Source organism: Rhizobium sp. BK049, from assembly GCF_014193135.1.
Classification (GTDB): domain Bacteria; phylum Pseudomonadota; class Alphaproteobacteria; order Rhizobiales; family Rhizobiaceae; genus Rhizobium.
In genome coordinates this window covers 56,817-83,618 of record NZ_JACHYV010000008.1, presented here as the reverse complement: position 1 = coordinate 83,618, position 26,802 = coordinate 56,817, and the positions used below count along the sequence as shown (strand labels likewise).

Annotated in this window: 29 protein-coding genes and 1 tRNA gene; 14 read left to right on the top strand and 16 right to left on the bottom strand. The window is 60.1% G+C overall.

The annotated features are described in order from the left end of the window. Positions 1-111 precede the first annotated feature (111 nt). Complete coding sequence (locus FHT70_RS10835; RefSeq protein ID WP_183700897.1) at positions 112-450, top strand: KTSC domain-containing protein; 339 nt, start codon at positions 112-114, stop codon at positions 448-450. Between the two features lie 52 nt (positions 451-502). On the opposite strand, the gene FHT70_RS10830 is transcribed toward FHT70_RS10835, so the two are convergent. Together FHT70_RS10830 and FHT70_RS10825 are read right to left on the bottom strand one after the other, a co-directional pair. Beyond that, on the bottom strand, positions 503-790 hold the full coding sequence (locus FHT70_RS10830) for a hypothetical protein (protein ID WP_183700895.1): 288 nt from the start codon (positions 788-790) through the stop codon (positions 503-505). 94 nt (positions 791-884) lie between these two features. Continuing rightward, positions 885-1,202 carry a hypothetical protein gene (locus tag FHT70_RS10825; RefSeq protein WP_085777917.1) on the bottom strand — a complete coding sequence of 106 codons (318 nt, stop codon included), beginning with the start codon at positions 1,200-1,202 and terminating at the stop codon, positions 885-887. Between the two features lie 117 nt (positions 1,203-1,319). Here FHT70_RS10825 and FHT70_RS10820 point away from each other — a divergent pair. Continuing rightward, positions 1,320-1,394, top strand: a tRNA-Asn gene (locus FHT70_RS10820). A 493-nt stretch (positions 1,395-1,887) separates the two neighbouring features. On the opposite strand, the gene FHT70_RS10815 is transcribed toward FHT70_RS10820, so the two are convergent. From FHT70_RS10815 to FHT70_RS10805, 4 genes are all read right to left on the bottom strand, one after another. After that, on the bottom strand, positions 1,888-2,220 hold the full coding sequence (locus FHT70_RS10815; protein WP_183700893.1) for a hypothetical protein: 333 nt from the start codon (positions 2,218-2,220) through the stop codon (positions 1,888-1,890). Positions 2,221-2,513: 293 nt separating this feature from the next. Beyond that, positions 2,514-2,717, bottom strand: a complete 204-nt coding sequence (locus tag FHT70_RS10810) for a CsbD family protein (protein ID WP_009986102.1) — start codon at positions 2,715-2,717, stop codon at positions 2,514-2,516. A gap of 233 nt (positions 2,718-2,950) precedes the next feature. Further along, positions 2,951-3,130: a hypothetical protein gene (locus FHT70_RS30275; protein ID WP_085777915.1), complete on the bottom strand. Its 180-nt coding sequence runs from the start codon at positions 3,128-3,130 to the stop codon at positions 2,951-2,953. Positions 3,131-3,419: 289 nt separating this feature from the next. Next, positions 3,420-3,761 (bottom strand): oxidoreductase, encoded by a 342-nt coding sequence (locus FHT70_RS10805; protein ID WP_183700891.1) that lies wholly within the window; start codon positions 3,759-3,761, stop codon positions 3,420-3,422. Positions 3,762-3,968: 207 nt separating this feature from the next. On the opposite strand from FHT70_RS10805, the gene FHT70_RS30270 reads away from it, so the two are divergent. After that, entirely contained in the window at positions 3,969-4,205 is a 237-nt protein-coding gene (locus tag FHT70_RS30270) for a hypothetical protein (RefSeq protein WP_085780048.1), read from the top strand. Here the strand turns inward: FHT70_RS30270 and FHT70_RS30685 are convergent. Then, positions 4,130-4,552: a hypothetical protein gene (locus tag FHT70_RS30685; RefSeq protein ID WP_183700889.1), complete on the bottom strand. Its 423-nt coding sequence runs from the start codon at positions 4,550-4,552 to the stop codon at positions 4,130-4,132. The two genes, FHT70_RS30270 and FHT70_RS30685, sit on opposite strands and share 76 nt — an antisense overlap. 116 nt (positions 4,553-4,668) lie before the next feature. On the opposite strand from FHT70_RS30685, the gene FHT70_RS10795 reads away from it, so the two are divergent. Continuing rightward, positions 4,669-5,589 carry a hypothetical protein gene (locus FHT70_RS10795; RefSeq protein ID WP_183700887.1) on the top strand — a complete coding sequence of 307 codons (921 nt, stop codon included), beginning with the start codon at positions 4,669-4,671 and terminating at the stop codon, positions 5,587-5,589. A gap of 204 nt (positions 5,590-5,793) precedes the next feature. Beyond that, complete coding sequence (locus FHT70_RS10790; protein WP_085777912.1) at positions 5,794-6,153, top strand: low affinity iron permease family protein; 360 nt, start codon at positions 5,794-5,796, stop codon at positions 6,151-6,153. A 14-nt stretch (positions 6,154-6,167) separates the two neighbouring features. Here FHT70_RS10790 and FHT70_RS10785 read toward each other — a convergent pair whose 3' ends face one another. Beyond that, positions 6,168-6,587 carry a low affinity iron permease family protein gene (locus FHT70_RS10785; RefSeq protein WP_085777911.1) on the bottom strand — a complete coding sequence of 140 codons (420 nt, stop codon included), beginning with the start codon at positions 6,585-6,587 and terminating at the stop codon, positions 6,168-6,170. Between FHT70_RS10785 and FHT70_RS30575 the strand changes: the two genes are divergently transcribed. Then, positions 6,571-6,699 carry a hypothetical protein gene (locus FHT70_RS30575; protein WP_259668362.1) on the top strand — a complete coding sequence of 43 codons (129 nt, stop codon included), beginning with the start codon at positions 6,571-6,573 and terminating at the stop codon, positions 6,697-6,699. The genes FHT70_RS10785 and FHT70_RS30575 overlap by 17 nt on opposite strands. A gap of 37 nt (positions 6,700-6,736) precedes the next feature. On the opposite strand, the gene FHT70_RS10780 is transcribed toward FHT70_RS30575, so the two are convergent. Beyond that, complete coding sequence (locus FHT70_RS10780) at positions 6,737-7,039, bottom strand: DUF6074 family protein (RefSeq protein WP_183700885.1); 303 nt, start codon at positions 7,037-7,039, stop codon at positions 6,737-6,739. Between the two features lie 194 nt (positions 7,040-7,233). Between FHT70_RS10780 and FHT70_RS10775 the strand changes: the two genes are divergently transcribed. Beyond that, a complete protein-coding gene (locus FHT70_RS10775; RefSeq protein ID WP_183700884.1) occupies positions 7,234-8,499 on the top strand; it encodes a glycerate kinase in 1,266 nt (421 codons plus the stop codon). Positions 8,500-8,516: 17 nt separating this feature from the next. On the opposite strand, the gene FHT70_RS10770 is transcribed toward FHT70_RS10775, so the two are convergent. From FHT70_RS10770 to FHT70_RS10740, 7 genes are all read right to left on the bottom strand, one after another. Continuing rightward, positions 8,517-9,470, bottom strand: a complete 954-nt coding sequence (locus tag FHT70_RS10770) for an NAD-dependent epimerase/dehydratase family protein (RefSeq protein ID WP_183700882.1) — start codon at positions 9,468-9,470, stop codon at positions 8,517-8,519. A gap of 94 nt (positions 9,471-9,564) precedes the next feature. After that, positions 9,565-10,521, bottom strand: a complete 957-nt coding sequence (locus FHT70_RS10765; protein WP_183700880.1) for a lytic transglycosylase domain-containing protein — start codon at positions 10,519-10,521, stop codon at positions 9,565-9,567. Positions 10,522-10,668: 147 nt separating this feature from the next. Next, complete coding sequence (locus FHT70_RS10760) at positions 10,669-11,328, bottom strand: peroxiredoxin (protein WP_085777906.1); 660 nt, start codon at positions 11,326-11,328, stop codon at positions 10,669-10,671. Between the two features lie 327 nt (positions 11,329-11,655). After that, positions 11,656-12,636: an ABC transporter permease gene (locus FHT70_RS10755; RefSeq protein WP_097598677.1), complete on the bottom strand. Its 981-nt coding sequence runs from the start codon at positions 12,634-12,636 to the stop codon at positions 11,656-11,658. Beyond that, positions 12,633-13,628: an ABC transporter permease gene (locus tag FHT70_RS10750; RefSeq protein WP_097598678.1), complete on the bottom strand. Its 996-nt coding sequence runs from the start codon at positions 13,626-13,628 to the stop codon at positions 12,633-12,635. The genes FHT70_RS10755 and FHT70_RS10750 overlap by 4 nt, the downstream gene beginning before the upstream one ends. After that, complete coding sequence (locus FHT70_RS10745; protein ID WP_097598679.1) at positions 13,625-15,163, bottom strand: sugar ABC transporter ATP-binding protein; 1,539 nt, start codon at positions 15,161-15,163, stop codon at positions 13,625-13,627. The genes FHT70_RS10750 and FHT70_RS10745 overlap by 4 nt, the downstream gene beginning before the upstream one ends. A 76-nt stretch (positions 15,164-15,239) precedes the next feature. Beyond that, positions 15,240-16,379 (bottom strand): sugar ABC transporter substrate-binding protein, encoded by a 1,140-nt coding sequence (locus FHT70_RS10740; RefSeq protein WP_085777902.1) that lies wholly within the window; start codon positions 16,377-16,379, stop codon positions 15,240-15,242. Positions 16,380-16,601: 222 nt separating this feature from the next. Here FHT70_RS10740 and FHT70_RS10735 point away from each other — a divergent pair, with 222 nt between their 5' ends. The 7 genes from FHT70_RS10735 (at position 16,602) to FHT70_RS10705 (ending at position 26,795) form a co-directional block, all read left to right on the top strand. After that, complete coding sequence (locus tag FHT70_RS10735; protein WP_183701057.1) at positions 16,602-17,606, top strand: LacI family DNA-binding transcriptional regulator; 1,005 nt, start codon at positions 16,602-16,604, stop codon at positions 17,604-17,606. A gap of 81 nt (positions 17,607-17,687) precedes the next feature. Beyond that, on the top strand, positions 17,688-18,275 hold the full coding sequence (locus tag FHT70_RS10730; protein WP_085777901.1) for an ANTAR domain-containing response regulator: 588 nt from the start codon (positions 17,688-17,690) through the stop codon (positions 18,273-18,275). Between the two features lie 34 nt (positions 18,276-18,309). After that, positions 18,310-19,596, top strand: coding sequence for a CmpA/NrtA family ABC transporter substrate-binding protein (locus FHT70_RS10725; RefSeq protein ID WP_183700878.1), 1,287 nt, complete (start codon positions 18,310-18,312; stop codon positions 19,594-19,596). 477 nt (positions 19,597-20,073) lie between these two features. Continuing rightward, entirely contained in the window at positions 20,074-21,315 is a 1,242-nt protein-coding gene (locus FHT70_RS10720) for a nitrate/nitrite transporter (RefSeq protein ID WP_183700876.1), read from the top strand. Between the two features lie 16 nt (positions 21,316-21,331). Then, the gene (nirB, locus tag FHT70_RS10715) at positions 21,332-23,782 is read left to right on the top strand and encodes a nitrite reductase large subunit NirB (RefSeq protein WP_183700874.1); all 2,451 of its coding nucleotides are present in this window, start codon (positions 21,332-21,334) and stop codon (positions 23,780-23,782) included. 10 nt (positions 23,783-23,792) lie between these two features. Beyond that, on the top strand, positions 23,793-24,137 hold the full coding sequence (gene nirD / locus FHT70_RS10710; RefSeq protein WP_097598685.1) for a nitrite reductase small subunit NirD: 345 nt from the start codon (positions 23,793-23,795) through the stop codon (positions 24,135-24,137). Further along, positions 24,138-26,795 (top strand): nitrate reductase, encoded by a 2,658-nt coding sequence (locus FHT70_RS10705; RefSeq protein ID WP_183700872.1) that lies wholly within the window; start codon positions 24,138-24,140, stop codon positions 26,793-26,795. It begins immediately after the preceding gene. Positions 26,796-26,802: the final 7 nt, after the last annotated feature.

The following is a 26,802-nucleotide window of genomic DNA, read 5'->3' as shown; positions in this document are numbered from 1 at the left end:
TTCCCTGCCACTCAGGACATGAAAAACCACCGGCGGCATTTGGACAAATTCCCAACTTGACTTAGAGCGCCTGCCCGCCATCTTATCGCCGTGGGAGGGATAGGAGCTGCGATGGAATGGGCTGCCCTCAAAGAAAGGCAGGGACGTGCGGCATATGATGCCGAGACCCGGGATCTCCACGTAAAGTTCGCTGGTTCCGCGCCGGTGAGACATGCGAACATTCCGCCACATGTCTACCAGAACCTTCTGGAAACGAACGATCCGCACTTCTATTACCGGTATTATATCGCGCCATCGCGCGTCTCACCGGCCCGTCGACAACCCTTCTCGATGGTCGTCCACGGACTGAAGCTCGTTCTGCTTCTTGCCGCCTGCAGTGTGTTGATGGCAACCGAGCTGGATCCGGGCCATGGCGGGATTTTCGAGGAAAGCGAACTGAGATCGAATTAGAATCGCTTCATCCGGATCCATGCAAATCGAACTCGACACCCGACCTGCGTGATCAGCCGACGGTGATACCGACGCTCTCAAGCGAGGTCCTGTTCTGGGAACGGTAGCGGCGATCGTCCCGACCGCGGTCGTTCCTGCCGTCGCGCTCATTACGGCCATTAAAATTGCGATAGTTGCGGGGCCCGTTATACCTGCCTTCGCCTTGATCGATGACGCACCCTTCGGGGCGGCGGCAGATACCGCTCGCGTCAAAACCTCGGCTGTCGACGGCCTGGGCCTCGGCTGATGTGGCTGAGACCATCGCCGCTACCGAGAAAACTGCAATAAAAAATTGCTTCATATCCTCACCCGGATCGTCGTGGTGCGTTTCAGCTCCATAAAGCACCAATGCCGAAAACGATCCACGTTCCGCAGGGCGTCTCCCGCGACCGCCGTTAGCCGGCCGGCGTTCGCCGCCTGTGCCACCAGACTGCCAGCCGGCGCCGAAGCCGGCGGGCGATGGAAAGATCATGCGAAAGCACCAGGAGGCCGAGCGGCAGCATCCAGAAACCGAGGACCGGCAGGAAGCCCAGCAATCCACAGAAAACGAGGGCCGCACCGATTGCCATCCGTCCGATGCGTGAGTGCGGCATGCCAATGCTGAAGGAGCCGAGCATAAGCCTGTGGTTTACGTGGTCGATACCGAAGCGCCCTGCCCGCCTTCTGCGCTTTTCGCTGCCCGTTGTCTCTTGGCGATCATTCCTGTTTGTCATTTCCCAGAGATGGGCGCAGACTGTCCAAATACAAGTTCATTTCATTTTTTTGAAAAAACCGCTTGGCAAATCGGGCAAGCATTTGTATTAGCCCACTCACACCGCGCCAAGCAGTGATCCCTGGTAGCTCAGCGGTAGAGCATTCGACTGTTAATCGACAGGTCGCCGGTTCGAATCCGGCCCGGGGAGCCAATTCTAGAAATAAGTGCCTGTTTTTGTTGAGAAATCCGAAGGCAGGCACTTACTTCCCCGCTTTCCCCCAATTTGAAGTCATATGTTGCCGTCGCTTGGGCTATAATTTTTCTGTTACTGATTTATCCCAACGTTAATTCCGCCGTTGGCGGCACACCGACCGTGGGCGGCAAGGCACTCCTCTCGCCTAGTCCTAAATCCGCACCCGCCTGAACTTTGCGAAAGTTCCCAAGACGCGTGGATTCGGTCTATCTGAAGCTTTTGCTGGTAACCACGGATGTACTGGCGCCGTGCTAATGCAAAAGAAGGGTCGGCGCTGTCATTCGCCCGATCCTTCTCTTTTGCGACAGTTCAGTGGCTACTGCTGATAGCTCCCTTCCCTGTCCGACACGTGATTTCCTCGCACCGCAGCTGGTCAGATCCAGACAGGTATCGGCGCAGGTTACCGTACTGCATGTTTTCATGCCGAGGCAGTTGCCGTTAGTGCTGCCGACTAAAAGTCAAAATACACGGTCACACCTGACCGACGGCGATAGGGGTAATCGTCGCGATAGCCGTAATAGTCGCGATAGCCGTGGTAGTCGCGGTAGCCGTAATAATGCGGACGATAGCAGGAGCCGTAATACCGGCAGTCGCGGTAAGCGTACCGGTGTTTCTTCGAGTGGCCATACGCATGTCCATTACCGTGGTGACGGTGTTTGACCTGCTCGACGTCGGCGGTGTGTATAGCTACCGCTTTCGACACGACAATCGGCGCGGCGTTAAGCGGCAGGGCGAAAGATGCAGACAAGACAATGGCTGCAAGCGAGGAAAAAAGCATCTTCATCGGCGCATCCTTTCAAGCTGCGATTCTGGGTTAACAAGCATTAACCTCCGATGAACGACGGCCCGCTCACAAAAACACCAGACGACGCGCTGGTTTGGCCGCGGGTGGTGTTCGAGCCGGCCATTGGTGTTCAGAGCAAGCGCACCCGGGCAGTCAGCCGGCGGCGACCGGTTATCGAGGGAGCGCGCCCGGCGCTGCTGCCTGGCCGCCGGCATAGGTCGATAAGAAGTGAAAATGGCACGCCCATTAAGTTGGGCGTGCCGAGTTACCGATCCTTGCTCCGATAATGCGACTTACCAGGTCTGGCGATTATACCAGTCGTCAATGTCTCGCCGGGTACGGTCTTTCTCGTAGCCGTAGCGCTCCTGGATCTTGCCTTCGAGCTGATCGCGCTTACCGTTGATGACGTCAAGATCGTCGTCGGTCAGCTTGCCCCACTGCTCCTTGACCTTGCCTTTCATCTGCTTCCAATTGCCTTCGACGCGGTTCCAATCCATGGCTCATTCCTCCTGTCGTAGGAAAGAGGAACGGAGATGAGCGATAAGGGTTCCGCTTCGGCAGGCGGCCAGCCAGTACAGAATCAACATTCTTCGTACGGGCAGCGAGTGGCAAGACTCCGCCTCGAGCGGCTGGAGGCTCCGATTGGGTGTTCAGCATGTCGGATCGAGCGCTTTGTTCTCGCAATTTTAGTCGTCCGACCCCAGACATCAGATTTGAAGCGGCTCCCTCTCTAATAGCTGCACGAACGGCCGTCGCCGGGCCGGAAGCCGTCGGCGCAGGCAGGGTTCATGGAATCGCCAGGCTGGTATCCCGATGCCGAGCCATATGAATTTGGCGGCGTCGAGCAAGCTGAGGCAATGACCGACAGGCCAATTGCTCCGGCCGCTAAGAATGCTCGAAATCTGTTCATGAATACTTCTCCCATTTCCGCTGCGCTCGGTAAGCGAGAGTCCCTTCTTCCAGAACTACGGGAGCATTCCCGAACTCCTCCGAAATCACTCTGCGGCTGAAGATATAGGCGCGACTCTCAACGGACGTCAGCTTCAGCCGCGAAAAATTCGTGCCGGTCGTTAAGAATTATGCGTGCAATACGTTCATATCGTCGGCCATCCTCGCGGTATTAAAAGATAGCACAAAGCATATGGCGCCCCGGAAGCGATACTGACTTCCGGGGCAAGTTGACGAAGCGGCTCGAGCTTTCAGCGGCATGCATTTGCCGCGTCGGGTTGTGTCGAGCTATTGCCGGAGGTGGGAGCCGGGTTGCCGGTGCCGCCGGCCTGCTGGCGCTGGCAGTCGTTCGGATCGCCGCCGGAGCCGGTCGCACCGGTCGCACCGGCTCCGACAGTCGTATTTGCGCCGGCACCGCTGGAGTTCGTGTTGCCGGAACCGCTGGCGTCCGAACCAGACATGGTGCCGCTGCCGGAACCTGAGGCTCCGCCGCCGCTGCCACTGCCCGATCCCGAGCCTCCACCTGATTGCGCCATTGCCGACGTTGCCAGGCCAATCGTGATTGCTGCTACTGCCATTATTCTCAGAAGCATTGGATATCCTCCTCGCTGCTTCATTGCCGATAGGCAGCAAACAAAAGCCTCTGGAGATTGTTTCAGTTCGAAAACGTACAGGAACGTCCCTGCGTCGCTCACCGCCTCGGCCGATGACCGAACGAACGGCGGAAACGCCTTCATTCTTGACTCGAAGGCGGATGAGAACATAATAGGAACATCGGTGGGGCGCAAATGAAAATCGGATTGGAAGCTCTGAAGGAGATCGAGGTCGTGCGTCCGCAGGCAGCCGAAAAATTAGCAGAAGAAACGTTGAGAGGAGAAGTCGACGCAGTTGTCGCTTTTCACCAAGGGGACGTCCGTGCCGCCATTACAACGCTGCTGCTGGATTGCCGTCATCTCAGACTTCAGCTCGCCCTGAGAGATAAAGGCGTGAGCCGCGGCATGGCCTGTGAACGGACAACGACCGTTGAAAGGCCATGAGACATCGTCGCGGTATCGGCCTCGCGCCTCCTGATCGCCACTCCGTCGAAATCGAAAAGGCAACATTGGCGACGTTGCCGGAGTGGTTCGTCATGTATGCCCGTTGTCACGCATGTCGCCGCCAGATGTTTATTGAGCGGCGGAATATTGCCGGTCGCTGCGGCCAGAACCTGTCTCTCGCCAGTCTGGCCAAACGCCTTCAATGCCAAGGATGCGGCAACCGCTCCGGCAATCTGCTGCTCCTTCAAATGCTGCCGCGCGACTGACAGGCAACCGCGCGCTTCAAACCGACCGCTTCCACCGGCGGGAACAAACGCCATCGTTAAAAGTTGTGTGGCATCAACCACGTAACGTCGCCTTTGACAGGAGGTCTCTCATGGGTCGCGGTATTCTACTTTGGCTGCTTGGCGTTCCACTGCCTATCATCATTCTTCTGGCTCTGTTTATGCGATAGGAACGGATCATGTCGGTTTCAATGACAGGTTCCGGAGAGGTTGCCACTCCGGTCGAATCCTCCAAATCCGCCATGACATGGGGACCCATCTTCGGTGGCGCGGCCGCCGCCATCGGAGTAACCCTCATCCTTCTTCTTCTGGGATCCGGGCTTGGGTTGACGATGGTGTCGCCCTGGTCAGGACAAAGCAGCTCGCTCGGCACGCTCGGCATCACAGCGGCGATCTGGCTTGTTCTCGTGCAATGGCTCTCCTCCGCGCTCGGAGGCTATGTAACCGGCCGCTTGCGCACAAAATGGGCCGCCGTCCACACCGACGAGGTTTTCTTCCGCGACACCGCGCATGGGTTCCTGAGCTGGGCTCTGGCAACCATCTTCGTCGCCGGATTCCTTGCATCGTCGCTGACATCGCTTGCCGGTGCCGGTGCACAGGCAGTGGGATCGGCCGCGCAAGCCGTAGGCTCCACTGCCGCGGCCGCCGGTACGGCAGCAGCAACGTCGTCAACCTCGCCGCTGGATCTTTCCACCGCCTATTTTACCGACGCATTGCTACGCCCTGACCAGGCGCGTGCGGCAGCGACATCCAACGATGCTGCGGCAACATCGGAAGTCTCCCGCATCCTCCTCAATGGCGCTGCCGAAGGGCAAGTTCCAGATGAGGACAAGGCCTATCTTGCCACCATCGTCTCTGCGCGGACCGGTCTCTCCGAAGCCGATGCACGCGCCCGCGTGGATGCGGTGCTGAAGCGTATCGACGACGCTAAGGCCGCCACGCAGAAGGCTGCCGACGAGGCACGAAAAGCCGCCTCGACCACGGCATTGCTGGGATCCTTGTCGCTTCTGGTCGGCGCCTTCATAGCCGCTGCGGCTGCGGCTCTGGGAGGATCGCAACGCGACGCCGAGGAAGATCTCGTCGTCACATCCCGCCTCTAACTGAGGGGGCGCGGTCTCAACGGCGCGCCCCAGTCCTCGGCTCGGCAGTCAGCCTGACTAAAAGCACGCACGTCACGCTAAAGCCGGTAGAGGAGCGTATGAAGACGTGAAACGCCAAAGCGCATCTGAATAATCGCGACACGCCTGGTGATGGAAACGGCTACGATCTGCTCCATCTTCCTTTATGGGACTGTGGAGAGCCATATGCGCTGGCGCTTTCGACTGATTTCCGACCTCGCCGTTTCATGGGCAGGGCACCGTGTGGTTCCTGTCGCGCTGATTGGGTTCATAACTCTATGGACGGCAGTCGGTTTAAGATTTTCCTTTCCCCGGCAGTGGTTTCTGCTGACCAACATGGTAGGCACGCTCGTCACATTCCTTATTTTGCTGCTGCTGCAGCACTCCCAAAATCGGGACATGAAGGCACTCCATGCCAAGCTCGACGAACTAATCCGATCAAGCGAGGCAGGAAACCATTGGATTGCAGCCGAGAAGAAAGATGCCGACGCCATTGAAGAGATGCGGCAGCAACATCAAGACCAGATTTCGGCGAAGCGAGTGTGAGGAGATGGGCGCCTCTAACCGGACGTTGCCTCTGCGCCGGATTTCTCGTCCGATTTCTCATCCGCCTTCTCCTCGACGCTTTCGGCCTTTTCTGCAAGCGTCTTGCTCATTTCCCTGAGCTCGCCCTCGTCGAGCTTTTCGATGCCGACAAATTTATTGGCGGCCTGACTCGTCAGAATGAGCTCGTCAAGCTTGGCCTGCAAAGCCTTTCCGTCACGGTTCTGGCTGTTCTGCAACACAAACACCATCAGAAAGGTGATGATGGTGGTCGTCGTGTTGATCACGAGCTGCCACGTTTCGGAATAATCGAAATATGGCCCGGACACTGCCCAGACGAGGACGAGCATCAGAGCTGCGATAAAGGTGAACGGCCTTCCCGACAGCTCGGCGACGGCGGTTGCGAAGGAAGAGAAGAAGTTGGATTTGTTCGACATTCGAGAAGGCTCCCGCAGCATCAATGCTGTCAATCGACAACATCAACTCCACATCCGGGCGGAAGTTCCTCATGCCGTCGAGGTCGATCCGGACGGCATGCTCAATGCATGAGATTGCTGGTCAGACGCATCGGATCAAACCCGATGAATCAGCGTTTCTGTGATTTGGCAACGGCCTGCTTCTGGTGGCTGAGGACCAGTTCGATCTGGACATCTTGTTGAAACTCCATCACCCGCTGACCGACAAGGCTCTCCGGCATTCCCGCGGCTAGAAGCTGATCGGCAAGCCTGCGGCACTCGGCCTTCCAGAATTCGACTGCGTCCGCGCCATGCCGGCGGCCGAGTTCCCGGGCGCAGCGTTCGATATTGGCAGTTCCGGTTGCGGAGGGAAAGGCAATAACCTTGCCTTCGTGAGAGGTGGCGGCAGGGCGGCAGGTCGTTTCAGTGGCCATCGAATACAGGTTTCCTTTGATCCTATATGTTGTCTACGGGAGGATGGTTAATGCTTTCTATTCGTTCGCCTCTTCCAATGCCGAGACTCTGCGTCACTGCCGTCAGATCACCGCATCTTCGGCCTTGACGCCGCCACGCCGATACGCCGACAGTCTCGGTCACAATCGACACCTTGAGGCAGCAGAGACCAACGATGACGATAACCGCCCCCCGCGATTTCCTGAAAAGCCTGTTCGACGCGGCAGTTCGCGCGGCCGATCCGCTGACCGGCATCAAATCGCACCTGCCGGGGAAACCGAAAGGAAGAACCGTCGTGATTGGCGCCGGCAAGGGCGCGGCGCAGATGGCGCGGGCGCTCGAAAGCGCATGGGCCGGACCGATCGAGGGGTTGGTGGTCACGCGATACGGCTATGGCTGCGAAACACGCTTCATCGAGATCATCGAGGCAGCCCATCCGGTGCCCGACGCTGCTGGGTTCGCTGCCGCCAGACGGTTGATGGAAACGGTGAACCGGCTGACGGAAGACGATCTCGTGATCGCGCTGATCTGCGGCGGCGGCTCGGCACTGCTGCCCGCCCCGCCGGAAGGATTGACGCTCGAAGACGAAATTGCGCTCAACGAAATGCTGCTTGCGTCGGGCGCGCCGATCTCGGCGATGAATGTGGTGCGCAAGCATCTCTCCACCATCAAGGGCGGAAGACTGGCGGCAGCGACGAAAGCGAGAGTCGTCAGCCTGATCGTTTCGGATATTCCCGGCGATAACCCGTCCCACGTCGCCTCCGGGCCGACGGTGCCCGACGGTTCAACACGGCACGAAGCGCTGGAGATCATCAGGCAGTATGGATTGCAGCTGCCGCAGGCCGCGCTCGACCATTTGAACTCGCCAAAGGCAGATGCACCGCGGCCGGACGATCCGGTATTCCTGCGGCACGAGCATCACATCATCGCCTCTGCCGGCGTTTCGCTGGCGGCCGCCGCTGCCGAGGCGGAATCACAAGGGATCACGCCGGCAATCCTTTCGGATGCCATCGAAGGCGAATCGCGTGACGTGGCGCTGGTGCATGCGGCCATCGCCCGCGAGATCCTCGGGCGGAACAGGCCATTCTCGAAGCCGGTCGTCCTCCTGTCCGGCGGCGAGACGACGGTGACGCTGAAAGCCAAAGGCGGCAAGGGCGGGCGCAATGGCGAATTCACCCTTGCCATGGCGCTTGCAATCGATGGGCAAGACGGCATTGCTGTGCTGGCTGCCGACACGGACGGGATCGACGGCTCGGAAGACAATGCCGGCGCCTTTGCCGATGACGGCACGGTGAAGCGTCTGCGCGCCGCCGGGCTCGATCCGCGCCGACTGCTCGACGGCAATGACAGCTACTCGGCGTTCAAGGCTATCGGCGATCTCTTCGAGACCGGTCCGACCGGAACCAACGTCAACGATTTCAGGGCGATCCTCATCCGTTAGAGACGACTAACCGGCGATCAGGTCTTGATCCGTCCCTGCCCGACCAGCCAGCCGACCGATTCCTGCACCGCCTGCAGAGACGTATACCTCGGGGTGTAGCCCAACAGGCGCCGGGCTTTGGCAATCGAGCAGTTCGGACTGCGGGCGATGTGCTCCCATGTCGCCTCCGCGTCCTCGGCCGTCTGGCCTTCCGCCCAGGCGTCGAATGGTGCGAAGGTGAGCTTCGGGTCCTGCCCAAACCACCGCGACATGAATTCGGCGTAGCCGCGAAGCGTCACGGCCTGCTCCGATACCGCATGGAAACTTTCGCCTATCGATGCATTCCGATTGGCGATCGCGTCCATGAACATTGCCGCCACGTCGTCGGCATGGACATGATGAACGGTCTCCAGACCGAAATTGGGTAGCGCCAGAGCCTCTCCGCGGGCAAGGGTCGAAAAGACCTGCAGATTGAAATTGCCGGCCGGATTGAGCGGCGCCCATCCGGGGCCGACAATGTGGCCGGGATGGATGATGGTCGCCGGAAAACCCCGAAGTCTTGCCTGCTGCAGCAGATAGGTTTCGATCGCCGCCTTTTGGATGCCATAGTCACCGAACGGGGACTTCGGCGCTTCCTCCCGTGTCGGCACGGCCACCGGATATCCATGCGTCCAGATCGTGCCAGTATGTAGGAAATGGCCGACATGCCCTGACAGCGCCGTCACCAACTGCTCGGCGCTTTCCAGCGTGAAGCAGATCATATCGATGACGATATCGGCGTTCAAGGCCCGGACGGCCGGACCGAATTCGCCGGTCCGCTCCATCTCTACCCGGTCCATCTGTCGCTGATCGACGGAGGCCCAAGCGCGGTTTGCCGTATAAGGCCTTGCCGCGCCGCGGCTGATGGTGACGACGTCGTGGCCCGCCTCCACCAGACGAGGAATGAGATAGGTTCCGACATGGCCCGTTGCCCCAATGACCAAAACGCGCATTGTCTTCCCTCCCGATGGCATGATCCGCTGCGACTATGCTGCGCCGTCCAGCGATCGTGCAAGCAGACTTTTCGTCGCGAATGGAGCAGGCCTTCTATTGGTTCCTGAAAACGAGGCAGGTGCCGCCGTGCTTGCGGATCTGATTGCAGACGTCGTTGGCCTCCATTCGTGTCTGCCGGGCGATGCGGGCGGCATAACGCGGTCGAAAACCGAAGCTGCGATCGCGCTGACGCAGGATCAGGGGCTGCTCCGCGTTCAATGGCGCAGGCAGATCCAGCACGGCGTCGCGAAACATGCGCCGCGCCACGGCGGCATCGGCATTCGCCGCCAGCTGGACGCCCCAGGGAGCCCAAATGCCCTCCTGACGCCAAGGCGTGTCCTTCAATATCCGTCTTTCGGCCAGCGCCACGCAGCCGTCAAGGAAGGGCCTGTCCTTGTCGAGCGGGGCGGCCGCATTCTCAGGCGGATTGTCCTTCCACTCCTCGATCGTGTGCGCGGTGATCGCCATCACGTAGCCGCGCGTCTCGTAGGGTAACCTGCCTGATGTAAGGTAAGTCGCAAGACCTTTTTCGCCGGCGTTGTAGGCGGCCGCGGCAAGGCCGAGATTGCCAAAACGATTTCGCAATTCGTCGAGATATTGCGCCGATTTCCTCAAGGCTTCCAGCGCCTGATAGCTGTCGTCGAGGCCGCGAAGTTTCGCCGTTCCAGGCATGAACTGCGCAATGCCCTGCGCGCCCTTGATGCTGACTGCGTCGGGGCGAAAGGTGCTTTCCCGCCAGATGAGACGGGCGAAATAAGCCGGCGGCAACCGATTGGCCTCGGCGAAATGCTCGATCGCGATGCAGAGGTCACGATTGAAACTGTCCTTGCGGATGCAGAGCCGCTCGCCCGATCCAGAGGCCGAGGGTCCCGAATAGAGACAGGCTGGCTCGGCAGCACTCTCTTCCGGCTGAGCTTTCGGCGTATCGACGCCGGAAAACAGAAAATAAAGCGAAAGCAGGGCCTTCGCCGAACTCCTCAAAATGCCGGACTGACGCTTTCGCCCTATCATCGGATCTCAGCAGGTTAACTTCCATCGCGACGCTCATGCTAGATAACATCGATCACGGCGCGAAGCTTCACATTTCGCAATGCGGGCATGAAAAAAGCCGCCGGGCAATGGCCGCGGCGGCTTCGGGAACAGACTTGAAAGCCGTGTTCAGACGGACGGCTGCTTCGTCTTCCTGAGATAGGGCAGGACCGTATCGAAGGAGCCGAAGCGCGCGATCGCATCGTCATTGGAAACGGCGGCGGTGATGATGACATCTTCGCCCTGGTTCCAGTTTGCCGGCGTCGCCACCTGGTGCTTGGCGGTCAGCTGGATGGAGTCGATGGCGCGCAGGATCTCATTGAAATTGCGGCCCGTCGTCATCGGATAGGTCAGGATCAGCTTGATCTTCTTGTCCGGGCCGATGATGAAGACCGAGCGCACCGTCGCATTGTCGGCAGGCGTGCGGCCTTCGGAGCTGTCGCCGGCACCGGCCGGCAGCATGTCATAGAGTTTGGCGACCTTCAGGTCCTTGTCGCCGATCAAGGGGTAATCGACATCAAAGCCGGTTGCGGTCTTGATGTCGCCCTTCCACTTGGCATGGCTTTCGACCGGGTCGACGGAAATGCCGATGATCTTGACGCCGCGTTTGGCGAATTCGTCGGCGAGGCCGGCCATGGCGCCGAGCTCCGTCGTGCAGACAGGCGTGAAATTCTTCGGGTGCGAGAACAGCACGGCCCAGCCGTTGCCGATCCAATCATGGAAGCTGATCGGTCCCTGTGTGGTGTCGGCGGTAAAATCGGGGGCAATATCGTTGATACGTAAGCTCATGGTCGGCCCTCCAAAGCCAGTGTTGGGGTATTATTATCTCGGATCGCGGTCATGAACGCTGCCTGCTGGAGATGTCGTGGATTGCAAATGTTCAGATCCCAGCAACTGCGGGCAGAAAACCTTCCATCCCAAGGTCTTCCTCGCATCTCCTTAAGCTATATACCACGAGAACCGAAGGCACGCTCTTTCGATTTACAGCTTGCGCCGGCATTATTTTTCCCGCAGGTCGCACCATGAAAAACCCGATTGCTTTTCCGTCGGTGGAGAACCGACCGCCATACCTGCGCCGGATGCGGTGCTCTCTGCAGTTCGGCACGACTATGCCCGTCAGGCCGGCCGCTGGCGGCCGTAAAGCAGAAGCATGCTGATGATGACGGCGCCGTAAATGAGTTGGCGGCCCGCTTCCTCGATTTGCATCACGGAAAGAATTGATTGCAGCAGCGTGATCAAGATAACGCCGGCAACCGTCCCGAGGTACGACCCTTTGCCGCCGAGCACGTGAGTACCCCCGAGGACGACGGCTGCAATCGAGGGCAACAGATAAGCGTCGCCCATGGATTGCGACGCCTTCGATGCATAACCTGCCAACAGAACCCCGCCGAGCGCACTGAGGCCGCCTGACATGACGAAGGCGAGAAGTGTGATACGGCGTGTGTCGATCCCGGACATATAAGCAGCGCGCTCGCGGTTTCCGATAGCGTAAAGCGATCGACCGAAGGTTGTGCGCGTCAGCATGAAGACCGCAAGCAGACCGATCAAGAACCAGACCAGAACACCGTTCGGCAGCCCAGGAACCGTGTATCCGGCCGCAAGGAATCGCATGGCCGGCGAGGCGGAATCCTGCGGGGAAAAGCCGCCGGTGTAAACGACCATCAGCCCTTGCGCGACAGCATTGCTGGCCAATGTGATGATCATCGAGGGAATGCGAAGATAGCCGACGGCCAAGCCATTGACGAGACCGATCGCGCAACCGCAGAAAATGCCGAAGGGGATCGCCAGAACCGAACCGGTCGCTCCATATGACGTCGCGGCGCAGGCCATCATTGCGCCTGTCGTTATCACCCATGGCACAGAAAGGTCGATCTGGCCGAGCAAGATTACCGCCATCATGCCGGTGGCGATGACCCCGAGGAAGGAGGCGACCTTCAGCTGCTGCAGGAGATACTCGGGCGACAAGAAATTTCGCGAGTAGATCGATCCGGCGAGCAGAAGCAGAATGATGCATCCGAAAGCGGTTGCCACCGCCGGATCGACGCCACGCAGCCGTGCCGGCACTCGAAGCTGCCGCAAGGTTGTTTCCTCGCTCATTGAAACCACTCCAGCCGATTGCGAACCCTGGAAAGGCCGATGCAGCCGATGCTGATCGCCAGCATCAACACGACACCCTGGAATAGCGGCTGCCAAAGCGGATCGAAATCGAAGACGAACAGCAGGTCACCGATCGTTCGAAATGCCAAAGCTCCGAAAACGGCGCCGACAGCACTTCCCTTGCCGCCCGCGAGGGAAACGCCGCCGAGCACCACCGCCGCAATCGAATAGAGTGTGTAGGCATTGCCACTCGCCAGAGCCGCTTCGCCGGTATAGGAGAAGAAGGTGAGATAGAGCCCGCCGATCGCCGAAAGAAGTCCGGCCAAGGCATAGGCGGCAAGTTTTGCCCGCTTGACCGGCATCGCCGACATGAAGGCGGCATTCTCGGCCGAACCGACGGCATAGGCTGCCCTGCCTATGGTCGAGCGGCTGAACGGTATCCAGATAACGATGATAACTGCGAGAAGGACGGCGAGGCTTGCCGGAACGACCCCGAAAAGCTTTGAGGTAAACGCATCAGCTAGATCCTCGTTGACTGAGCCTCCCGGAGTCGGCCGCAGCAATAGCGCTAAGCCGTAGAAAATCGCGCTAGTCGCAATCGTCGTGACGATCGGCTGCAGCCGGCCGAAGATAATGATGAGCCCGTTCAGCATGCCGCAACCGAGGCCGGCAAGCAGCACCACGACGACGCCCGCCGCCGTCTCCAGCGGCGTTCCGACGACCAGCCAAGAGGCAAGGCAATTGCAGAGGACCAATACCATGCCGGCCGAAAGGTCAATGCCGGCGGTGATGACAACCAGGCACTGGGCCATCGCAACAAAGGCAAGCAGCGTCGCCTTGTTCGATGCCGTCTGCACAACGTTGGTGGTAAAACCCGCCGGGTGGTTCGAAACGTAGAGGGCGAACATGGCGACGAAGAGCAGTGCTGCAAACAACGTCCCCTTCTGTTGCGCATACCAAAACCGTCGTTCTCCGAAAGCCAGTCTGGTCATGGCGCTGCCCTCTGTTGTGCATGGTCGCCGCCGATATTGAGCGCGGCGCCGATCAGCTCATGCTCGTTGATATCGGCGCCTTCGAGCTCGCGGACAATGCTTCCATCATACATGACGAGTACCCGGTCGCAGCAGCCGATCAGTTCGTCATAGTCGGTGGAGTAGAAGATGATCGCCGCTCCGGCATCCGCAAGCTTGCGCAGCAGCAGATAGATTTCCTGCTTGGTGCCGACGTCTATGCCGCGCGTCGGATCGTTGAGAAGGATGATGCGCGGCCGGTTCATCAGCCATTTGGCAATGACCACCTTCTGCTGGTTACCGCCGGAGAGGCCTGCAACGGGCATGTCGATCGTCGCAGCCTTGATTGCCAAAAGCTTGAACAGGTCGTCGATTTCGCGACGCTCGGCTGGTCGATCGATGACGCCATTCCGCGAAACCCGGTCGAGAGCTGCAATCGAGAGGTTCTCGCGCACGGTCATCGGCAGCATCAACCCTTCGGTCTTCCTGTCCTCGGGGATCAACGCCATGGATATGCCGTCAGACTTGGCATGACGGGGACTCTTCAGTCTGACCGGGACGCCGTCGATCGCGATCTCCCCTTTCAAGTCACGCAGCACGCCGAAGAAGGCCAGCAGCAAATCACGCTGCCCCTGCCCGTCCAGTCCGCCGAGGCCGATGATCTCGCCCGGCCGGATGTCGAAAGTGATGCCGGAGAGCCGATCGCCCCAGGAAAGATCGCGGCAGGAAAGGATCGGTTTTTTCTCCGGTCGATGCGCGGGCTTCGGCGGAAAGACGTTGGTGTATTCACGACCGATCATCAGTTCGACTACCTGCTGGTCCCTCTTGGTGCCCGCCGGGTAGGATTCGATGCTACGGCCGTTGCGGAAGACAGTGCAGTCATCGGCCAGTTGGGCGATTTCGTGCATGCGGTGAGAGATGTAGATTAGCGCCATCCCTTCGGCGCGGAGGCGCTTGAGCACGGCAAACACTTTCTCGACATCCGCTTGCGTCAGCGCCGATGTTGCCTCATCCAGGATCATCAGTCGCGGCTTGCGGGCAAGGGCCTTGGCAATCTCTACCATCTGTCGTCGAGACAACGGCAGGTCTTTGACCAAAACCGAGGGATGGATGTCGGACGCGCCGGCGCGGGCGAGCGCTTCCTCAGCGATCCGCCGCTGGGCGCGCCGGTCTATCATGCCGAACCTCTGCGGCGGGTGGCTGATGGCGATGTTGTCGGCGACCGAGAGATCGGGAATGAGCGACAGTTCCTGGAAGACGCAGACGATGCCGGCTGCATTGGCCGCTGCAGGTGAGGCAAAGGTAATCTCCTTCCCATCAAGCAGCATGCGCCCTTCGTCCGGCGCCACGACGCCCGCCATGATCTTGATCAGTGTGGACTTGCCGGCGCCGTTCTCGCCAAGGACGGCATGAATCGCCCCTGGCCGAATGGCGATGTCGGCATCCTTAAGCGCGACGGCTCCGCCATAACGCTTCGATATGCCTTCCATGCGGAAAATCGGTTCGGACAAAGTCATGCGTCCAGCCTCCGTTTGCTCTGTCACGGCCAAGATTGCGGGTGCGAACACCCGCAATCAAATCCGCGGAAGGCTGCTATTGGTTCTCTTTCGACTGTCCCATGATTTCCTGGGCCGTGAAATTAATGCCGCAGGTCGGGAAAGAGTTGCCGACGAAGAAGTTGTCGGATTGGGTTGGATAATAGTCCTGACCCTCTTTGAAATCCGGGTCAGAAACCAGCGCAGTCGGGAGCTTGATGGCCTGCGGCACGACCTGCCCCTCAAGCGCTGCGATCGCGGTCTTGATGGCAACCGCAACCTGGGCCGGTCCCGTTCCGGCGGACGAACATTTCAAACCATCGGCGGCATGGGCGGCGCAAAATTTGCGAAAGCCGTTTTCCGTCTCACCGCCGAATGGCACAAAGGGATGTTTTGCATCGATCATCGCCTGCACGACGCCGGTATCGCCGCCCTGGGCGGTAATACCGTCGAACGGACCGTTGGTGGCGATCGCATCGGCAGTCGCTTTCTGAGCAACGCCGTCGTCCCACTTTCCGACCACTTCAGTGACTGTGAATTTCTTGCCGGAGGCGTCCAGGGTTTCATGAATACCATTGTGACGATCCGTATCGACCGAGGTGCCGGCGACGCCGCGCACCTCAAGGACCTTGCCGCCGTTCGGAAGATGTTTGATCAGCCAGTCGGCCCAGAGGACGCCTAGCCCCTTCTGATCGACGTTGACGTTGATCGCGTCCTTGGTGTCGAGGATATTGTCGAAGGCGACGAGTATAACACCGGCCTGCTTGGCGCGCTTAATCACCGGGCCGAAGGCGGTGGGATTCTGCGCGTTGACCACAATGGCGTCGTAACCGGCATCAATGAAGTTGTTGATGGCTGAAATCTGGGCCGGCACGTCCTCGCCCGTCGAAACAACCTTAAATTCTTTGAGCTTGGCGGCGACATCGGGTTGAGCGGCATAGGCCTTAGCCGTCTGGACCATCTGAATACGCCAAGTATTGGCGATGTAGCCATTGGCCAGTGCGATACGATAGGGACCTTCCTTCTTCGGATATTGCAAGAACTGTGTGTCCGCTGCCCACGGCACCATGCAGCCGGGGTCGGCGGCCGGGCCGGACACCACCTTCGGTTCCGCGCTGGCCGCGCCACACAGCAAGGCAAATGCCGACACCGAAAACGCCGCGATACGGGCGAATTTAGCTTTCTCCACCTTATGCATGAATGTTCTCCTCCTCAGGCGGACTTAGCCGCCTCTTCTAATGCTTTTGATTTGCATATTTGGCCCGGAAAGATTCCATCCCTATTTTCCGGCACAATTTCAAATTAACATAGTTGACAGCGCTGTCAAATCGCATTTGCTAGCGCTGTCAACTATAGTTTTGGCAGATTCTTACTGTTGAAAAATATGCAACCGATCTCTCAAAACGAGCGGCAGAACATGATGCGGCGAATAACCCTTGATGACGTTGCCAATCTCGCCGGGGTCAGCCCGATCACGGTTTCAAGAGCACTGCGCAAGCCCAATGCGGTCTCGCCTGCCCTGCGGCTGCGCGTCGATGCCGCCGTCAAGGAACTCGGCTACATTCCGAATATAGCGGCAAGCCGCCTTGCCTCCTCGCGCACGCATGCGATCGGCGTGATTGTTCCGACCCTATACAACGTGATCTTCGCAGAATATCTGTTCGCGCTTCACGACGTTCTCGTCGCCGCAGGTTTCCAGCTCATCGTCGTCAACAGCCGCTATTCCGAGATCGAGGAGGAAAACGCCATCAAGGCTCTTCTCGGACAGAGGGTGGAGGCGATTATCATCACCGGCACGCATCACACGCTTCTATCGCGGCAGCTTCTTGCTCAAGCACATCTCCCCGTGGTCGAGACCTTCGAGCTTTCAGCGGATCCCATTGATCTCAACATCGGCATGTCCCAAGAGCAGGCCGGACAAACCGCCGCCCGGCATCTGATCGAACGTGGCTTCCGCCGGATTGCCTTCCTGACCGGCAATCTCGACCCCCGCGCCCAGTCCCGTTTCGACGGCTACCGACTGGCGATGCAACAGGCAGATCTGCCGAGCCTCCAGATCATCGCCGAGAAGCCGCGCCACAGCTCGGTCGCGCTCGGCTCCGATCTCTTCGCCATCACGTGTGACCATGGCGAAATTCCGGAGGCGATCTTCTGCACGGATGACAATCTGGCCCTCGGCGCCATGCAGGAGTGCCGCAAACGCGGCATACGCGTGCCGGATGACATAGCGATCATGGGATTTCACGATCTTGAATTCGCCGCCTGCGCCGCTCCCTCCCTCTCTTCGGTCGTGACCCGGCGTTTCGAAACCGGAAAACTGGCCGCTGAAAAGGTGCTCGCCGCCCTAACGTCCTCCGCCGTCTTTAAAGGGGAGCAGATCGACTTGGGCTATGCCTTGATTCCGCGCGAAAGTACGGCAATCTGATTAATTTTTACGCACATACGTTATCGCACATTTTTCAGGCGAACACTTGCAATATTGTTGCAGCGCGTCATAAGTATACGAATGACGCATCGCGATCTGACAATTCTGGTGATCGACGAAAATGCCATACGCGCCTCCATCATCGAGGAAGGACTGCGCGAGGCAGGACATGCGCGCGTCACCGTGGTGCATGAGGTCAACGGCATCGCGCGAACGATCGAAACGCTGATGCCCGACGTGATTATCATCGATATCGAGAATCCCAACCGCGACATGATGGAACATCTGTTCCAGCTGACGCGCACGGTCAGCCGCCCGATCGCCATGTTCGTCGATCGCTCAGATACGGCCTCGATCGAGGCTGCCGTCGACGCCGGCGTCTCGGCCTATATCGTCGACGGACTGAAGAAGGAACGCGTCAAACCGATCCTCGACATGGCCGTCAGCCGCTTCAACGCCTTCAGCAGACTGCAGCGGGAACTTGCAGATGCCCGCTCGGCGCTTGAGGAACGCAAGCTCATCGAACGCGCCAAAGGAATACTCATGAAGATGCGAGGCCTATCCGAAGAGGAGGCCTTCGCCCTGCTGCGCCAGACGGCGATGAACGAAAAAAAGAAGATGTCGGAAATCGCCCAGAGCGTCGTGACCGCCGCGGGACTTCTGATGTGATGGCGGAACTGGCGAATATCCGGAGGAAACCGGAGTGGACATGATGACAAATACCGCCAAATTCAGCGGCGGCGGGCTGCCCTCGCCCCTGCGTGGGAAAAACGAAGGACCGAAGGTGTTGCGAGCGGGATTCATTCCGCTTGTCGATGCATCGGTGTTGATTGCCGCAGCCGAATTCGGTTTTGCCCAGAGGGAGGGCCTGACGCTCGACCTCGTCAAGGACGTCTCCTGGGCAAACATGCGCGATCGCCTCGCATTTCGTCAGTTCGATATCGCCCATATGCTGTCGCCGATGCCCGTAGCCTCCATGCTCGGCCTCGGCTCCAACCCCTCGCCGACGATCACGCCGTTCTCACTGGGCCGCGGGGGCAACGCAATCACGTTGTCGGCGCGGCTCTTCGCCCGCATGCGGGATGACGCCGGATTGGCGGAAACAGCAAGCGCGCTCGACAATGCCCGTGCGCTGGCAAAGGTATTGGCGGCAATTACGGCGCGCGGAGAGCCGATGCCGACCTTCGGAGTTACTTATCCCTTCTCCTCCCACAATTATGAATTCCGATACTGGCTGGCAGCCGGCGGCATCGATCCCGACAAGGACGTCAAGCTTGTCGTCGTGCCGCCACCCATGACGTCGGATGCCCTGGCAGCCGGCGCGATCGACGGATTCTGCGTCGGCGCCCCGTGGAACATGGTTGCCTCGGAGCGGGGCCTCGGGCGTATCGTCGCCGCCAAACAGGATATCTGGCCTTCGGCTCCGGAAAAGGTGATCGGCATGCGGCCGGACTGGGCGGAAAGCCATCCGGAAACTGTTTCCAGGTTGATCGTGGCGCTCGATGCAGCCGCCCGCTGGTGCGACCGGTCGGAGAATCACGACGCGCTGGCGGCCGCGCTTGCCGACCCCCGTTACATCGCCGCCCCGGTCGATATCATCCGCCGTGTGCTCGCCGGCGAATTCAGTCTCGATGCCAACGGCAACCGGCGCGTCATTCCGGATTATTTCCAGTTCCATTCCGGCTTCGCCAACTATCCGAGGCCGAGCCACGCGCTGTGGATATACAGCCAGATGATCCGTTGGGGGCAGACAGAGACCAGCCTCAACAAGGCGCGGGCCGCGACCTGCGCCTACCGACCGGATCTCTACCGTGCTGCTCTCGGCGACGATAACGCCCCCGTTGACGCCGACATCCGCGTCGAGGGCAGCGAAGAAGGCGACCGCTTCATGGATGGCCAGGTCTTCGATCCCTCGGAACTGCCGGCTTATGTCGCGAGCTTCGCCGTCAAGAGCGCCCTTCCCTTCAGCCGCGGCAACGACGAAATCTGATCTCGCCGGTTTGCACAAAACGCCAGCAGGAACGGCACCTGCACTACCCGCGAAGCCCAAAAGATTTGCACACTCGGCTCGCAGCATGAAAAACAGGCAGAACGCATATCCCTCGAAGATCCTTGTATTTCAACCGGTTGGGTAAATGCGAGAGAATTGGCACGGTGCTTGCATTGCTAATGTTGCGCGGATCAAGGGCGATCGGCGCGGAATGGGCACATGCAGGTGCTCATAAAGAGACAGGAATTACGTTGCGGCCATAGTCGCAGTGGATCAAATGTTCAGCAACCCGCGATGGGATTGCATCGAGATAGATAGGCCGGAAGGCCAATGATTGGGCGTCCAACGGCGGGCGCCACCAGCAAAGCCGCTGATCAGGATATTCGCGCGCCTCGTGCAAGCGCGTCCTGACCAGCGGCTTTTTGTTTTAACCCCCAGCAATGGATCGGAACGACCTTGTCGGGCCACGGAGAAGCTATGTCTGCCATTGAGAAAGTGCAGCCCATGTCAGCCGGCGAACCAGCCAAAGCACTGTGGATCTCCACTGTGGCCTTCACCCTCTGTTTTGCCGTCTGGACGATCTTCGCCATCATCGGCATTCGCATCAAGCAAGAGCTCAACCTGAACGAGGCTGAGTTCGGGTTACTGATCGGCACCCCCGTTCTGACCGGCTCGATCGTGCGCATCGTTCTCGGCATCTGGACGGGACGGTACGGCGGCCGTCTCGTCTACACTCTGACGATGCTCGCCGCCGCATTGGCGACCTTCCTTCTCTCCTACGCCCACACCTATACGCAGATGTTGATCGCCGGCCTCGGTGTCGGCCTTGCCGGCGGCTCCTTCGCAGTCGGCGTCGCCTATGTCTCGCCTTTCTTCCCGGCGGAGAAACAGGGAACGGCGCTCGGTATCTTCGGCGCCGGCAATGTCGGCGCGGCTGTCACCAAGTTCGCAGCCCCCTTCGTGCTCATCGCATGGGGCTGGCAGGCGGTTGCCGAGATCTGGGCCGTCGGCCTGGCGCTGATGGCCATCGTCTTCTGGTTCACCACGACAGATGATCCGGCCTTCCGCCTTCGGCGCGAGCGCGGCGTCGCCTCCAAGAGCCTGGCCCAGGAATTCGCGCCGCTGCAGAACGTTCAGGTCTGGCGCTTCTCGCTCTATTATTTCTTCGCCTTCGGCGGCTTCGTCGCCCTGTCCTTGTGGCTGCCGCGCTATCTCGTCGGCGTCTACGGCTTCAACCTGGAAACGGCCGGCATGATCGCTGCCGCCTACTCCATCCCGGGCAGCATCTTCCGCGCCTTCGGCGGCGTCCTGTCGGACAAGAAAGGCGCGCGCAGCGTCATGTACGCGATGTTTGCCGTGTCGGCTGTGGCCACCCTCATCCTTTCGCTGCCGGCCACAGCGATCACGCCGGTCATCTTCATCGTCGTCATCTTCGTGCTCGGCTTCTTCATGAGCCTCGGCAAGGCCGCCGTCTACAAGCACATTCCGGCCTATTATCCCGACAGCGTCGGCGCCGTCGGCGGCATCGTCGGCATGATGGGCGGGCTCGGCGGCTTCATTCTGCCGATCGCCTTTGGCCTCCTCAAGGATATGACCGGCCTTTGGTCCAGCTGCTTCCTGCTGCTTTTCGCGATCATCGCGATCTCGCTCATCTGGATGCACCTGTCCGTCAAGCAATTGTCGCGCCAGGGGCACTCTGCGCCCGTGGCTGCAACCTGATCCAAGGACCTGAAATATGACTGAAAAACTTGTTATCATCGGCAATGGCATGGCGCCCGGGCGCATGCTGGAGCACCTCTTCGAACAGGCGCCCGGACGCTATGAAGTGACGATCTTCAATGCCGAGCCGCGCGTCAATTACGACCGCATCATGCTGTCGCCGGTTCTCTCCGGCGAAAAGGACTACGAGCAGATCATCATTCATGGTGACGGCTGGTATATCAAGCACGGCATCACGCTCTACAAGGGCCACAGGATCGTCAACATCGATCGCGCCGCCAAGACTGTCACGTCAGACCACGGCGTTACCGAAAGCTACGACAAGCTGGTGATCGCAACCGGTTCGGTGCCGTTCATCATCCCGGTTCCCGGCAAGGATCTGCCCGGTGTCATCACCTATCGCGACCTCGACGACGTGCAGGCCATGCTGCTTGCCGCCCAGTCGCGCGAAAAGGCCGTCGTCATCGGCGGCGGACTGCTCGGTCTAGAAGCAGCGGCCGGTCTTGCCCAGCGCGGCATGGACGTGACCGTCCTGCACGTCATGCCGACGCTGATGGAGCGTCAGCTCGATCCCGCCGCCGGCTATCTTCTGCAAAAGGCCGTCGAGGAACGCGGCATCAAGGTCATCTGCAAGGCCAATACCAAGGCGATCATCGGCAACGGCAGGGTCGAGGGCATCGAGCTCGATGACGGCCGCATTATTCCGGCGACACTCGTCGTCATGGCCGTCGGCATCCGGCCGAATGTCGGCCTGGCGAAAGGCGCCGGCCTTGCAGTCAACCGCGGCATCGTCGTCGATGCCGGTATGCAGACCTCAGACGGGGATATCCTTGCGCTCGGCGAATGCGCCGAGGTGGGCGGCATGGTCTATGGCCTCGTCGCCCCGCTTTATGAAATGGCCCGTGTCGCCGCGGCGCATCTTTCCGGCGATCGCTCGCCCGCCTTCGTTCACGCCGACACGCCGACCAAGCTCAAGGTCACCGGCATCGAGCTTTATTCGCTCGGCGACTTTGCCGATGGCGACGATCGCGAAGAGATCGTGCTGCGCGATGCCAGCGCCGGCATCTACAAGCGCCTGGTCCTCAAGGACAACAAGATCATCGGCACCGTGCTTTACGGCGAAACCGCCGACGGCGCCTGGTTCAACGACCTGAAGAAGAAGGCGACCGATATTTCGGAGATGCGCGAGACGCTGATCTTCGGACAGGCCTATCAGGGAGGGTCACCGCTGGACCCTATGGCGGCCGTTGCAGCCTTGCCGGATGACGCGGAAATCTGTGGCTGCAACGGCGTATGCAAGGGCAAGATCACTTCGACGATCACGAGCAAGGGACTGACGTCGCTTGACGACGTGCGCGCCCATACGAAGGCATCGGCCTCGTGCGGCTCGTGCACCGGTCTCGTCGAGCAACTGATGGCGCTGACGCTCGGCGACAGTTACAACCCGGCTGCGGTTCAGCCGATGTGCACCTGCACGGAACTCGGCCATGACGATGTTCGCCGGCTGATCAAGGCGAAAGGGCTGAAGAGCATCCCGGCCGTCATGCAGGAGCTCGAATGGAAGACCTCCTGCGGCTGCGCCAAATGTCGCCCCGCACTCAACTATTACCTCGTCTGCGATTGGCCGGACGAATATGCCGACGACTACCAGTCACGCTTCATCAACGAGCGCGTCCACGCCAACATTCAAAAGGACGGTACCTACTCCGTTGTTCCGCGCATGTGGGGCGGCGTCACCTCGTCGAACGAGCTTCGCGCCATCGCCGATGTCGTCGACAAGTTTGCCATCCCGATGGTGAAGGTCACAGGCGGCCAGCGCATCGACCTGCTTGGAGTGGAGAAGGAAGACCTTCCAGCCGTCTGGGCCGATCTCGGGAAGGCCGGCTTCGTCTCCGGCCAGGCCTATGCCAAGGGCCTGCGTACCGTGAAGACCTGCGTCGGTTCGGACTGGTGCCGTTTCGGCACCCAGGATTCCACCGGTCTCGGCATTCGCATCGAGAAATTCATGTGGGGTTCCTGGACACCGGCCAAGCTGAAGATGGCTGTCTCCGGCTGCCCGCGCAACTGCGCGGAAGCAACCTGCAAGGATATCGGCGTAATCTGCGTCGATTCCGGTTTCGAGATCCATTTCGCCGGTGCGGCCGGTCTCGACATCAAGGGCACCGAGGTTCTCGGGCTTGTAAAGACCGAAGACGAGGCGCTGGAGCATATCGTGGCCCTGACGCAGATGTATCGCGAGCAGGCCCGCTACCTCGAACGCATCTACAAATGGGCCAAGCGCATCGGCCTGGAGGAAATCCGCCGCCAGATCATGGGTGATGCCGAAAAGCGTAAAGCCTATTACGACCGCTTTGTCTTCTCCCAGAAATTCGCCCAGGTCGATCCCTGGTCTGAGCGTGTCTCCGGCAAGGACAAGCATGAATTCAAGCCGATGGCGACGATCGGTTATCCGCAGGCAGCCGAGTAAGGAGATTGATATGACCTGGTCCAATGAAAACTGGCACCCGATCGGTGACATCTCCGATATCCCCCTGCGTGGCGCGCGCTGCGTGAAGACACCGCAGGGCAAGATCGCCGTCTTCCGCACGGCGGAAAACGAGGTTTTTGCCATCGAGGATCACTGCCCGCACAAGGGCGGGCCGCTGTCGCAGGGGATCGTCCACGCCAAGGCCGTCACCTGCCCGCTGCACAACTGGGTGATCTCTCTCGAAACCGGCAAGGCGCTCGGCGCCGATGAGGGCGCGGTGCGGACCATACCGGTCCGCAACGACGACGGCGCTCTGTTCATAGCGCTTGAAAGTCTGATGATGGCGGCGGAATAAATGACGACAGAGGTCAAGACCACCTGTCCTTATTGCGGCGTCGGCTGCGGCGTCATTGCCACGGTCGACGAGGCCGGCGCAGCCAGCATCAAGGGCGATCCCGAGCATCCGTCGAATTTCGGCCGTCTCTGCTCGAAAGGCTCGGCGCTTGCCGAAACGATCGATCTCGACGGCCGTCTTCTCCATCCTGAAATATCCGGCGAAAAGAGCGACTGGGACGAGGCGCTTGATCTCGTCGCACAGCGTTTTTCCGAGACCATCGCCGAACACGGGCCGGATTCGGTTGCGTTCTACGTCTCGGGTCAGCTGCTGACCGAAGATTATTACATCGCCAACAAGCTGATGAAGGGCTTCATCGGCTCAGCCAATATCGACACCAATTCCAGGCTCTGCATGTCCTCGTCCGTCGCCGGCCATCGCCGTGCTTTCGGCGCCGATACGGTGCCCGGGACCTATGAGGATCTCGAACTTGCCGATCTGGTGCTCCTGACCGGCTCCAACCTCGCCTGGTGCCACCCTGTCATCTACCAGCGGCTTGCCGCCGCAAAGACGGCACGGCCCAACATGCGCATCGTCGTCATCGATCCGCGCCGGACGATGACATGTGATATCGCCGACCTGCACCTGGCAATCCACCCGGACGGCGACGTCGCGCTGTTCATGGGACTGCTTGCGCATCTTGCGACAAGCCCGGCGATCGACCAGAACTATATCGCCGCCCATACCGAGGGTTTCGGCGATGCTTTTGCGGCCGCAGCCGCGCTTGACACCAACGATCTCCTGGAACGGACCGGTCTGCCGGCCATGCAGATCAGGGAGTTCTTCCGCCTGTTCGAGACGACCGAGAAGGTCGTCACCTGCTACAGCCAGGGCGTCAACCAATCCTCTTCCGGCACCGACAAGGTCAACGCCATCCTCAACTGTCACCTCGCTACCGGCCGCATCGGCCGGCCGGGCATGGGACCGTTCTCGTTGACCGGCCAGCCGAACGCCATGGGCGGGCGTGAGGTCGGCGGCCTCGCCAATATGCTTGCCGCCCATATGGCGATCGAGAATGCGGATGACCGCGACCGCGTGCAGCGCTTCTGGAATTCGCCCGTCATCGCCGCAAAGCCCGGCTTGAAGGCGGTCGACATGTTCCGTGCGGTGGCCGATGGACGCATCAAGGCGCTCTGGGTCATGGCCACCAATCCTGTTGTGTCGATGCCGGATGCTGACAGCGTCGAAAGCGCGATCGCCGCCTGTCCCTTCGTCGTCGTGTCGGACATTCTGAGAGACACGGATACGACCCGGCATGCCCATGTGCTTTTGCCCTCGCTCGGCTGGGGCGAGAAGAACGGTACCGTTACCAATTCCGAACGTCGCATTTCCAGGCAGCGGCCGTTTCTCAATGCCCCCGGCGATGCCAGGGCTGATTGGTGGCAGCTTGCGGAGGTCGGACGGCGCATGGGATTTGGCGTCGCTTTCGATTTCGAGGCGCCGGATGCAATCTTTGCCGAACATGCAGCGCTTTCCGCCTTCGAAAATGACGGCAGCCGCGATTTCGACATCGGCGCCCACGCCGGCACGAGCGGCGGCGCTTATGATGAACTGCCGCCCTTTCAGTGGCCGCAGCCCGCGGGGACAGAGCCCGGCGTCACCCGCTTCTTCGCCGAGGGTGGCTTTTTTCATCCCGATGGCAAGGCGCGCTTCGTCGCGGTGAAACCGCCTGCGACGGATCGCACCAATGCCGATTTCTCCTTCACCCTGAACACCGGCCGCATCCGCGATCAGTGGCACACGATGACACGAACCGGGAAGAGCGCGCGGCTTTCCGCCCATATCGCCGAACCCTTTGCCGAGATCCATCCGCGCGATGCGATCGAGACCGGCATATCAAGCGCCGGCCTCGTCGAGATCGAGAGCCCCCAGGGCAAAGCGATCGTGCGGGCGCTGGTGACCGACCGCCAGGCGCGCGGCGGCATTTTTGCACCCATGCATTGGAACGATCAGTTCGCGGCAAAAGCCCGGATCGACGCCGTGGTGGCGCCGATCACCGACCCTATTTCCGGCCAGCCGGCGTCGAAGAATGTTGCCGTTGCCGTTCGGCCCTTCCGCGCCACCCATTACGGATTCGCGGTCTCTGCCATCAAACCGGACACACCCGACGCGGCCTATTGGGCGGTGGCGAAAGCTGCAGGCGGTTGGCGGCTTGAGCTTGCCTTCACCGAGGCTGTCGAAGACTGGACGGCCTGGTGCCGGAAGGTCTTCGCCATTCCGGCCGCAATCGAACCGCTGGGGTACGCGGATCGGCAATCCGGCGACCTGAGGCTCGCCTTCTTCGATGGTGAGATCCTGCTTGCCGCTCTGTTCCTTGCACGCGAGCCGGTTGCCGCTGCTCGCAACTGGGCAATCTCGCAACTCTCCATCGTGCATGGCGACGTCAGGAAACGCTTTGCGCTGGTCGCAGGCCGTCCCGGCGGCGGCAGACCGGATCCCGGTGCGACCGTCTGCTCCTGCTTCAGTGTCGGGGTCAACCAGATCGCTGCCGCGGTGCGAGGCGGATGCCATAGCGTTGAAGAGGTAGGCAAGGAAACGAGCGCCGGAACCAATTGCGGTTCCTGCCGCAGCGAAATCGGCAGGATCATCGATCGCTGTCTCGCCGCAGCCGCGGAGTGAATGCGCA